The organism is Streptomyces sp. NPDC000410 (genome assembly GCF_040300305.1).
Lineage (GTDB): Bacteria > Actinomycetota > Actinomycetes > Streptomycetales > Streptomycetaceae > Streptomyces.
Genome location: NZ_JBEPDM010000102.1, coordinates 1 through 8,293, shown reverse-complemented (window position 1 = coordinate 8,293; position 8,293 = coordinate 1). Strand labels below are relative to the sequence as shown.

The 8,293-nt window shown below is 72.3% G+C and carries 6 protein-coding genes and 1 pseudogene; 5 read left to right on the top strand and 2 right to left on the bottom strand.

All coding sequences use genetic code 11. The annotated features are described in order from the left end of the window. The first annotated feature begins 238 nt into the window (after window positions 1–238). Window positions 239–1,999, top strand: coding sequence for an RICIN domain-containing protein (locus ABT342_RS37620; protein ID WP_351583960.1), 1,761 nt, complete (start codon window positions 239–241; stop codon window positions 1,997–1,999). Here ABT342_RS37620 and ABT342_RS37615 read toward each other — a convergent pair. Next, the gene (locus ABT342_RS37615) at window positions 1,996–3,432 is read right to left on the bottom strand and encodes a carotenoid oxygenase family protein (RefSeq protein WP_351583958.1); all 1,437 of its coding nucleotides are present in this window, start codon (window positions 3,430–3,432) and stop codon (window positions 1,996–1,998) included. The genes ABT342_RS37620 and ABT342_RS37615 overlap by 4 nt on opposite strands. Before the next feature lie 148 nt (window positions 3,433–3,580). On the opposite strand from ABT342_RS37615, the gene ABT342_RS37610 reads away from it, so the two are divergent. The 4 genes from ABT342_RS37610 (at window position 3,581) to ABT342_RS37595 (ending at window position 7,504) form a co-directional block, all read left to right on the top strand. After that, on the top strand, window positions 3,581–4,132 hold the full coding sequence (locus ABT342_RS37610) for a TetR/AcrR family transcriptional regulator (protein WP_351583955.1): 552 nt from the start codon (window positions 3,581–3,583) through the stop codon (window positions 4,130–4,132). Between the two features lie 223 nt (window positions 4,133–4,355). Then, on the top strand, window positions 4,356–5,384 hold the full coding sequence (gene tdh / locus ABT342_RS37605) for an L-threonine 3-dehydrogenase (protein ID WP_351583952.1): 1,029 nt from the start codon (window positions 4,356–4,358) through the stop codon (window positions 5,382–5,384). Window positions 5,385–5,411: 27 nt separating this feature from the next. Then, window positions 5,412–6,593: a glycine C-acetyltransferase gene (locus tag ABT342_RS37600; RefSeq protein WP_351583949.1), complete on the top strand. Its 1,182-nt coding sequence runs from the start codon at window positions 5,412–5,414 to the stop codon at window positions 6,591–6,593. Further along, entirely contained in the window at window positions 6,590–7,504 is a 915-nt protein-coding gene (locus ABT342_RS37595; RefSeq protein ID WP_351583946.1) for a LysR family transcriptional regulator, read from the top strand. Before ABT342_RS37600 ends, ABT342_RS37595 begins: the two co-directional genes overlap by 4 nt. Before the next feature lie 195 nt (window positions 7,505–7,699). On the opposite strand, the pseudogene ABT342_RS37590 reads toward ABT342_RS37595, so the two are convergent. Then, window positions 7,700–8,200: pseudogene (locus ABT342_RS37590) on the bottom strand (aminotransferase class I/II-fold pyridoxal phosphate-dependent enzyme); the annotation flags it as partial. Window positions 8,201–8,293: the final 93 nt, after the last annotated feature.

Genomic DNA, 8,293 nt, shown 5'->3' with positions numbered 1-8,293 from the left:
CGCTGCGTTGTCGGAGTCATCCAAGTACGTCCAGTACGAGGATGATCCTCCGCCTTGCGATTGCACGCACCGGACGCCGCGCGCCCCGCCCTGCGTGCGGACGGCGGTATTTGTCAGACACGGCCTAGAACGTCCAACTCCCCAGGCCTCGACCTGCTCTTCGCCGTCCTGGCCGGGCCTCCTCCTTTCGGCGCAAAAGAATCCAGTGTCCGAGCGTGCCCACCCCTATGCTGCCCCGATGAGACGACCGTTCGGGCGCGGCAAGCGCCTCATGCGATGCATGCTCGGGGTCGCGGTGGCCGCCTCGGTGCTGTTGCCCGTTCAGCCCGCCCAGGCCGCGTCCGGCCTGGATCCGTTCGGCGCGAACTTCACGCTGACCCGCGTGGACGGCGACAAGACCCGCCTGATCAGCTCGGTCGAAGAGGCCGGCGTCGCCAAGGCGCCCGTCACCGAGGTCCTCGGTGGCCATGCGGGCCGCCCTGGCCTCTGTCACGGCACCGGGCTGAACGGTGCCCTGAAGTACGACGGGTTCTGCTGGAACGACGTCGACGACAGGACCGGGTACACGGACAGGGACGCCAAGGGGAACCTGATCGGCGGCTGGATGCCCCAGGGTTTCGCCGGGTCGCACGCCGCCACCGCCGACGGCCTGTACGCGGGCCGCCACCTCTACGCCGCCTCCTGGTACCACGGCACCTACGACGCGAACAGGCCGGACCCCAAGACCCGTGAGGACTACTCGCGGGTCTCGATCGCCGAGTCGACCGGCGACCGGGTCGGGTACGGGCACATCGCCCTCGTGGAGCCGGTCGACGGGAACTTCAAGCGGCTGTCGTACCTCTCGCACGCGGACGGCGTCGCCTGGTACGGGAACCGGCTGTTCGTGGCCAACGGCCTGGAACTCCAGGTCTACGACCTGACGCGGCTGTGGCGCATGACCGACACCGCGAACGCCGGCACCGGCATCGTCGCCGGCAAGAGCTCCGCCCGCCACCACCGCTGGGCGCTGCCCCTCGTCGCCCGCTACAGCACCCACAGCAAGGCCGCCGTCGACAACAGCGCCACCGCCTTTCCCGACAACAACAGCCCTCGCGTCTGCGGTCCGTCCAACGGCGAGCTGTGCCTGAGCAGCCTGAGCATCGACCGCTCCGGCGCGACGCCGACCCTGGTCTCGGTGGAGAACAGGTCGGGCGCGGGCGCCCGTATCGTCCACTGGCCGCTGTCGGCTCTCGGCACGGGCACGCCCACCCGGATCCCGTCGAGCCCGACCGGCTACACCAGTCCGGTGTGGGGCATCCAGGGCACGGCCACCGACGGAACCGACTACTACATGGCCGGGTCCTGCCCGGCCTCCTGGCCGGGGTGGGACGCGAGCCTGAATCCCCCGCACAACCCGCTCTACTCCTGCATCCACGTGGCCAGGCCCGGTCAGGCCCCCCACGTCCTCACCCAGGCGCCGAAGCTGACGCAGGGGCTCTCCTGGGACCCGCACGCGAACAGGCTGTGGGGCCTCAACGAGGCACTCGAGTCGGGCGGGTCGGGGCATCGGGTCGTGTTCTCCTTCAACCCGGACGCAGGGAGGACCGTCGACGGCTGGAGCTGGCTCTCCAACCACAACCGGCCGGGCTTCGTCTGCGCGACCCCCCAGGGCGACGCCACCGCCAACGGCACGCCCGTCACCGTGTGGTCCTGCTCGGGGTCGGAGTCCCAGCGCTGGCGCTACGAGAACGGGCTCATCGTCCACAAGGCGAGCGGCAAGTGCATCACCCCCGAGGGCAACGGCGCGAGCGTCAAAGGCGCGTTGCTGACCTTGTGGACGTGCAACCCGGCGAGCGAGGTCCAGCGGTTCTCTCCCGGCGCGGACGGCAGCGCTCTCAACGCGTACGGCATGGCTGTCACACCGAAGGGCAACTCCCTTGCCAACGGCGTCTGGCTGACCCTGTGGCCGAAGGGCACCCCGACCCCCGACGTCCAGCAGTGGGTCCTCAGGGGCTTCTAGGCGGGATCGGACGTGCCCCCTCGGCCGCCGGGAATCCAACTGCCGTGCAGACCGAGGGGGACGCGTACGGGGAGATGGACCCGGGCGACGGCGGGCCCGGTGAAATCCTGCGCGGCGAGGACCACGAGGTCGGTGGCCCCGCGCTCGGGGTCGTACGCGAAGGTCAGGAGGTGCCCGTCGTCCTCCGCGGTCGGGTGCTCGGCGGGGACGAAAACGGCCTCGCCGACCGCGGCGTGCCGGCCGAACTCGCGGGTCTCCGAGGTGCCCCGGAGCAGGTCGTGCTTGATGAGCGCGCCCCGGAACCCGCGCTCGGGCCGCTCCGGGTCGCCGTGCCGAAGGGCGAGCGGGTCGGGTGCCGGGCCGCCGGTGGGCCGGGTGTAGAGCTCGCCGGCGGCGGTGTAGGCGTACCGGTGGGGGCGCCCGGCGTGATGGCCGTTGATCCGGGGGAAGTCCTGGGGCCGGTCGTGGAGCCGGTCGCGGCGCACGGCGCCGGTGCGGACGTCGACGGCCCAGCGTTCGGGAACGGGGCGGGAGCGGCCGACGTCCCGGAGATCGAGCGGATCGGGATGGGCGATCAGATCGACGACCGGGCCGACGGGGGTGTCGTGGGCGTTGACGGTGTGACCGACCGTCGGGGCCCCGGGCACCTCGTACCACCGGACGGGGCCGGAGCCGTCGCGGGGCAGCAGGCCGATGCGGGTGGGCCGGTGGTGGTGCCAGGCGAAGGGGATGCCCTCGGCGAGCCGGACGGCGTCGAAGACCAGCGGGGTGTCGAAGAGCAGGACGTAGCGGCCGGTGAGGCCGAAGTCGTGCATGTACGGGTTGCCGGGGGTGGGCACGAGACGGGTGCGGACGACGTGGCCGCGTGCGTCGAGCACGATGTGCTGGACGGCCTCGACGCCGTACCGGAACGACAGGCAGTGGAGTTCGCCCGTGGCCGGGTCATGGGCGGCGTGCGCGTTGGCACTGAACCCCTCCGGGGTGACGCCGAGGTCGGCGGGGCCGACGGTGTCGAGCTCGTCGGTGAGTTCGTACGGCCGGATGCCGCCTTCGAGGAGGGCGTAGGTGCGGCCGGCGACGCCTATGACGTGCACGTTCGGGGCGAGGTCGAGGAGTGGGTCGGGCGCGGTGCCGCGCCGGGGTTCGCCCAGCCGGTCGGCGACGGAGCCGGACCGTACCCACCGGTTGCGGTACCACTCGGCCCGGCCGGCGCGCAGCCGGACCCCGTGCACCATGCCCTCGCCGAGGGTCCACAGGTGCGGGGTCGCCGGGTCGTCGATACCGAGGGGGTTGGGGCCGTTGCGCAGGTAGCGGCCGTCGAGATGGTGCGGTAAATGCCCGGTGAAGGGCAGGTCGAAGGCGGTGGTCTCGGTGGTGACCGGGGCGAAGACGCCGCTGAGGTACGGGTTCGGCGGGGTGAGCGGGCTGGGCACGATAAGCGCTCCTTGACACGACGCGTGGAGGGGACGGCCGGGCCGGCCGCCGGGGCTCACTGTCACATGTTTTAAACGTTTGTTCAATACGCCTGCTTGAAACGAGAGTTTGAAACAGGTGTTTCGGGTGAGTGCTAGGGTCGCGCGCATGGGGACGAGAGACGATCTTCTGGCCGCCGCGAAACACTGCCTGGCCCGGCGCGGGTACGCGCGGACCACGGTGCGGGACATCGCCGCCGAGGCCGGGGCCAACGTGGCCGCGATCAACTACCACTTCAGGTCCCGCGAGGCCCTGCTCATGCAGGCGATGGTGGAGTCCGTCGGCGAGGCCGTCCACGCGATGCTGCCCGAGCCGGACGGGGAACCGGGGGATGCGCGGGCGCGCTGGGACGCGTTCTTCGCGGGGCTGGCCCGCTCGTTCGCCGAGGACCCGGACCTGTGGGCGGCGAACGTGGAGGCGCTGGCGGAGGCCCCCCGGCAACCCGAGGTGCGGGCCGCGCTGGCACGGGCGCAGGACCGTGCCGGCGACGAACTCGGTGCGGCCCTGGCCCCGGGCGACGCCGACGCGGTCGGCGCCCTCCTCGTCACCCTCCTGACCGGTCTCCTCGCACAGTGGACGATCAACCCGGAACGTCCCCCGAACGGCCCGGACCTGGCCGCCGGCATCGCCGCGCTCGGCGCCTTCCTGAGACCGTCCTGACGCGGGGCGCGATCAACGAGGCACTCCCCGGCCCGACGTCCACGGCACCGGGTCGATGTCCACCGGCAGGGCGTCCTGCCGCGCCGCGTGAAGCTGCGCTGTCGGCCCGCTTAAGAAATCCTCGATGGACTGAACGCTCCCGGCTCGGCAGATTGGTGCGCGTCCACTGATCGGCGCTTTCGTGCCTGGTCAGCCATGCCCCGCCATGCCTGGAGCCGCACCCATGAAGGCACTCGTCAAGCAGCACGCCGAGCCAGGGCTGTGGCTCGTGGACGTCCCCGAGCCCGATCACGGCCCCGGCGATGTGCTGATCAAGGTCCTGCGTACCGGCATCTGCGGCACCGACCTGCACATCCGGTCCTGGGACGGCTGGGCACAGCAGACCATCGACACCCCCCTCGTCCTCGGCCACGAGTTCGTGGGCGAGGTCGCCGCGATCGGCGCGGACGTCCGGGACATCGCCGTCGGCGACCTGGTGAGCGGCGAGGGGCACCTCGTCTGCGGCAAGTGCCGCAACTGCCTCGCCGGCCGCCGTCATCTGTGCCGCAGCACCGTGGGGCTCGGAGTGGGCCGCGACGGCGCGTTCGCCGAGTACGTCACTCTGCCCGCGTCCAACGTGTGGGTGCACCGCACCGAGGTCGACCTGGATGTCGCCGCCATCTTCGACCCGTTCGGCAACGCCGTGCACACCGCGCTCTCCTTCCCGCTCGTCGGAGAGGACGTCCTCATCACCGGCGCGGGCCCGATCGGCATCATGGCGGCGGCCGTCGCCCGGCACGCCGGAGCCCGCAACGTCGTGATCACCGACGTGAGCGAGCCGCGCCTCGAACTGGCACGCAAGGCCGGCGCCACACTCGCCGTCAACGTGGCCGAGACCGGCATCGCCGAGGCGCAGCGCACGCTCGGCCTCAAGGAGGGCTTCGACATCGGCCTGGAGATGTCTGGCCGTCCCGAGGCCGTACGCGACATGATCGACAACATGACCCACGGCGGGCGGATCGCGATGCTCGGACTGCCCGCGCGGGAATTCGCCGTCGACTGGTCGAGGATCGTGACCTCGATGATCACCATCAAGGGCATCTACGGCCGGGAGATGTTCGAGACCTGGTACGCGATGACCGTCCTCCTGGAGGGCGGACTCGACCTCAGCCCCGTGATCACCGGAAGCTACGGCTACCAGGACTTCGACGCGGCCTTCGACGAGGCCGCCACCGCCCGCAGCGGCAAGATCATCCTCGACTGGACCGTCTGACCTCCCCCTTCCGCCAAGGAGCCCTACATGTACGCGTCCGTACGCGACGACCTCCGCGCCACCCTCGACGAGATCAGCGCCGCCGGCCTCCACAAGCCCGAGCGGGTCATCAGCACACCCCAGTCCGCCTCCGTGTCGGTCGCCTCCGAGGAGGTGCTGAACTTCTGCGCCAACAACTACCTCGGCCTCGCCGACCACCCCGAGGTCATCGCCGCGGGCAAGGAGGCCCTGGACCGCTGGGGCTACGGCATGGCGTCGGTCCGCTTCATCTGCGGCACCCAGGAGGTCCACAAGGAGCTGGAGCAGCGTCTTTCGGCCTTCCTCGGCCAGGAGGACACGATCCTGTACTCCTCCTGCTTCGACGCCAACGGCGGCGTCTTCGAGACCCTCCTCGGCCCCGAGGACGCCGTCATCTCCGACGCCCTCAACCACGCCTCCATCATCGACGGCATCCGCCTCTCCAAGGCCGCCCGCTTCCGCTACGCCAACCGCGACATGGCCGAGCTGGAGGCGAAGCTGAAGGAGGCGTCCGGAGCCCGCCGCCGCCTCGTCGTCACCGACGGCGTCTTCTCCATGGACGGCTACGTCGCGCCGCTCCGCGAGATCTGCGACCTCGCCGAGCGCTACGACGCCATGGTCATGGTCGACGACTCGCACGCCGTCGGATTCGTCGGCCCCGGCGGCCGCGGCACCCCCGAACTGCACGGCGTCATGGACCGCGTCGACATCATCACGGGCACCCTCGGCAAGGCGCTCGGCGGCGCGTCCGGCGGCTACGTCGCCGCCCGCGCGGAGATCGTCGCGCTGCTGCGCCAGCGCTCCCGCCCGTACCTCTTCTCCAACTCCCTCGCCCCGGTCATCGCCGCCGCCTCCCTCAAGGTCCTCGACCTGCTCGAATCGGCGGGCGACCTGCGCGAGCGGCTCGCCGCGAACACGGCGCTCTTCCGTACGAAGATGACCGAGGCCGGCTTCGAGATCCTGCCCGGCGACCACGCCATCGCGCCCGTCATGATCGGCGACGCCGCCGAGGCCGGGCGCATGGCCGAGCTGCTGCTGGAGCGCGGCGTGTACGTGATCGGCTTCTCCTACCCGGTCGTCCCGATGGGCCAGGCCCGCATCCGTGTCCAGCTCTCGGCCGCGCACTCCGCCGAGGACGTGGAGCGGGCCGTCGCGGCCTTCGTCGACGCACGGGCGACAATGGGCAGGTGATCGACCCCCGCAGGCTCCGCATCCTGCGCGCCGTGGCGGACCACCGGACGGTGACCGCCGCGGCCGCGGCGCTGTATCTCACGCCCTCGGCCGTCTCCCAGCAGCTCGCCGCGCTGGAGCAGGAGACCGGCCACACCTTGCTCATCCGCAGCGGCAGGGGCGTCACCCTGACGACGGCGGGCGAGATCCTGCTGACTCACGCGCACGCCGTGCTGTCCCAGCTGGAGCGGGCCGAGGCGGAGCTCGCGGCGTACGCGGGCGGCGCGGCCGGGGAGGTCACGGTCGCGGCCTTCGCGACGGGCATCGCCGAGGTCCTCGCCCCGGCGATCGGCCGGCTCGCCGACGAGCACCCGGGCATCCGCGTACGGGTCAGGGACGCGGAGGGCGACGCGAGCCTGCCCATGGTCCTGGACGGCGAGGCCGATCTCGCGCTCGCGGTCGAGTACCGGGGCGCGCCGCGCGAGGACGACCTCCGGCTCGCCCGGGTCGCCCTCTACGCGGAGCCCTTCGACGCCGTACTCCCTGCCGGGCACCCGCTCGCGGGGAGCGCGCGCCTGGAACTCGCCGACCTCGCGGACAGCGACTGGATCGGCCCGTACCCGGGCAACCCCTGCCACGACGTCATGCTCCTGGCCTGCGAACTCGCCGGGTTCGAGCCCCGCCTCGTGCACTCGTCGGACGACTTCCGCGCCGTCGTCGCCCTGGCGGGCGCGGGCGCCGGAGTGGCCCTCGTACCCCGTTCGGCGCTGCGCGGCATGGAGCTCAAGGACACGATCGTCCTCCCGGTGTCGGGCCCGGCCGCCACCCGCCGCGTCTTCGCGGCGGTACGCCGGGGCGCGGAGGCCCACCCGCTCCTCAGCCCGGTCCTGGAGGCCCTGTCGAAGGCGGCGGCGGGGCTCTCCACCGGCTGACGCCCCGGGAGTGGTCTTCCGGAGGCTCGCCGGGCGCTGCCGCACCGGCACCCGCGGGCCGGCGCTGTGCGCCACCGCCCGCTGCCCCGACGCCCTGGCGGACCTCGCTTTGCGCAGGCAGACGCCGCCGGGCCCGCCCTCCGGGCGGACGACGCTCCTGCGAAGACTCCCCGAGGGCGTCGGGCCCCGCGCCGGTCAGGCCCGCATGACGAGGCGGTCCACGGCCGCCGTCCCCGACCCGTAGGCCGCCGGCAGGGCCGCGGCAGCCGTCCCCGACCCGTAGGCCGCCGGCAGGGCCGCGGCAGCCGTCCCCGACCCGTAGGCCGTCGGCAGGGCCGCGGCAGCCGTCCCCGACCCGTAGGCCGTCGGCAGGGCCGCGGCCGCCGCGCCGCCCCCGTACAGCGTCCGCTCCAGCCCCGCCATCAGCCGCCGCACATCCGGCTGCGGGCGCACCACCAGCCGCAGATACCGGCTGGAGCTGCCGATCTTGTTGCCGCATTCGCGCACCAGGACGCCGTGCTCCTCCAGCAGCCGGTCGCGCAGCACCGCCCCGTCGACCCCCTCCGGCAGCCGTACGTACACGAAGTTCCCCTGGGAGGGGTGCACGGTCAGGCCGGGCAGCCGGCTCAGGTGCCGGATCATCTCCTGCCGGTCGCCCCGCACCAGCCGCAGACTGTGCGCGTACTCCATGCGGTGCCCTACCTTTCAGTGGTGGGTTTGAACTGATCATTCGTAAGATCGGTGGACCCAGGGGCTCTGGGTATGGCTGCATGCGGTGCGCCGTAGATG

Coding starts and splice junctions, on each gene's coding strand:
- tdh (WP_351583952.1), top strand. CDS start 4,356: ATGAAGGCACTCGTCAAGCAGCACGCCGAGCCAGGGCTGTGGCTCGTG.
- ABT342_RS37610 (WP_351583955.1), top strand. CDS start 3,581: ATGGGGACGAGAGACGATCTTCTGGCCGCCGCGAAACACTGCCTGGCC.
- ABT342_RS37620 (WP_351583960.1), top strand. CDS start 239: ATGAGACGACCGTTCGGGCGCGGCAAGCGCCTCATGCGATGCATGCTC.
- ABT342_RS37600 (WP_351583949.1), top strand. CDS start 5,412: ATGTACGCGTCCGTACGCGACGACCTCCGCGCCACCCTCGACGAGATC.